Origin of the sequence: Mesorhizobium sp. M1E.F.Ca.ET.041.01.1.1, assembly GCF_003997355.1 — a bacterium.
Taxonomy (GTDB): Bacteria; Pseudomonadota; Alphaproteobacteria; order Rhizobiales; family Rhizobiaceae; genus Mesorhizobium.
In genome coordinates this window covers 1-1,951 of the sequence record NZ_RZSL01000863.1, presented here as the reverse complement: position 1 = coordinate 1,951, position 1,951 = coordinate 1, and the positions used below count along the sequence as shown (strand labels likewise).

The 1,951-nt window shown below is 66.4% G+C and carries 2 protein-coding genes; both read left to right on the top strand.

What is annotated here, in order from left to right; all coding sequences use genetic code 11:
- On the top strand, window positions 1–654 hold a 654-nt coding region (locus tag EOA38_RS35165), incomplete at its 5' end, for a GXGXG domain-containing protein (protein ID WP_127301381.1).
- An 8-nt stretch (window positions 655–662) separates the two neighbouring features.
- The coding region (locus tag EOA38_RS35160; RefSeq protein ID WP_145966243.1) for an FMN-binding glutamate synthase family protein at window positions 663–1,951 on the top strand (1,289 nt) is incomplete at its 3' end.

The window sequence follows — 1,951 nt, the reverse complement described above, 5'->3', positions numbered from 1 at the left end:
CGCGAGCTGAACCAGGCGCTGCACAATCTCGCCCCCGGCTCGAACGAGACCGCCTGGGAAGTGCTCAATCCGAAAGGCAGCCATTCGGTCGCCGTCGGCGTCGACCAGCCGGTCAGCATCGATGTGCGCGGCAGCGTCGGCTATTACTGCGCCGGCATGAATGATGGCGGCACTATTACCGTGCACGGCTCGGCCGGACCCGGCGTCGGCGAGAACATGATGTCGGGCCAGATCGTGGTCAAAGGCGACGCCAGCCAGTATGCCGGCGCCACCGGCCGCGGCGGCCTGCTGGTCATCGAGGGCAACGCCTCCTCGCGCTGCGGCATCTCGATGAAAGGCATCGACATCGTCGTGCGCGGCAATATCGGCCACATGTCGGCCTTCATGGCGCAGTCAGGCAACCTGGTGGTGCTGGGCGACGCCGGCGATGCGCTCGGCGACTCGATCTATGAGGCCGGGCTTTTCGTGCGCGGGAAGGTCAAGAGCCTGGGCGCGGACTGCATCAAGAAGGAGATGCGGCCCGAGCACATCGCCCTGCTTCAGGACCTGCTCGACCGCGCCGGCATCAAGGATGCCAAGCCGGAAGAGTTCTCCCGCTACGGCTCGGCCCGTACGCTCTACAACTTCAACATCGATAACGCTGACGCATACTGAGGACGACCATGAGCTACCACAATCCTCCGACGACGCCGCGCAGATCCGCGACCTTCGACGACTACACGCTCTCGGAAATCCGCCGCGCCGCCTCCACCGGCATCTACGACATCCGCGGCGGCGGCTCCAAGCGCAAGGTTCCGCATTTCGACGACCTTTTGTTCCTCGGCGCCTCGATCTCGCGCTATCCGCTGGAGGGCTATCGCGAGCGCTGCGACACCAGCGTGGTGCTGGGCTCGCGCCATGCCAAGAAGCCGATCGAGCTGAAGATCCCGATCACCATTGCCGGCATGAGCTTCGGCTCGCTGTCCGGTCCGGCCAAGGAAGCGCTCGGCCGCGGCGCCACGCTCGCCGGCACCTCGACCACCACTGGCGACGGCGGCATGACCGAGGAGGAGCGCGGTCATTCCAAGACGCTGGTCTACCAGTACCTGCCCTCGCGTTATGGCATGAACCCACGCGACCTGCGCCGCGCCGATGCGATCGAGGTCGTCGTCGGCCAGGGCGCCAAGCCCGGCGGCGGCGGCATGCTGCTTGGCCAGAAGATCTCCGACCGCGTCGCCGAAATGCGCACGCTGCCCAAGGGCATCGACCAGCGCTCGGCTTGCCGTCATCCCGACTGGACCGGGCCGGACGATCTCGAGATCAAGATCCTGGAACTGCGCGAGATCACCGACTGGGAAAAGCCGATCTATGTCAAGGTCGGTGGCGCTCGCCCCTATTACGATACCGCCCTTGCGGTGAAGGCCGGCGCCGACGTCGTGGTGCTTGACGGCATGCAGGGCGGCACCGCCGCCACGCAGGAAGTGTTCATCGAGAATGTCGGCCAGCCGACGCTTGCCTGCATCAGGCCGGCGGTGAAGGCGCTGCAGGATCTCGGCATGCACCGCAAGGTGCAGCTGATCGTTTCCGGCGGCATCCGCAACGGCGCCGACGTCGCCAAGGCGCTGGCGCTCGGTGTCGACGCGGTCTCGATTGGCACGGCGGCGCTGGTCGCGCTCGGCGACAACGATCCGCGCTGGGAGGCGGATTACAACGCGCTCGGCACCACCGCCGGCGCCTATGACGACTGGCATGAAGGCAAGGACCCGGCGGGCATCACCACGCAGGACCCCGAGCTGATGAAGCGGGTCGACCCGATCGTGGCCGGACGGCGGCTCGCAAACTACTTGAAGGTGATGACGCTGGAGGCGCAGACCATCGCCCGCGCCTGCGGCAAAAATCACCTGCACAATCTCGAGCCGGAAGATCTCTGTTCGCTTTCGATCGAGGCGGCAGCCATGGCCGGCGTGCCGCT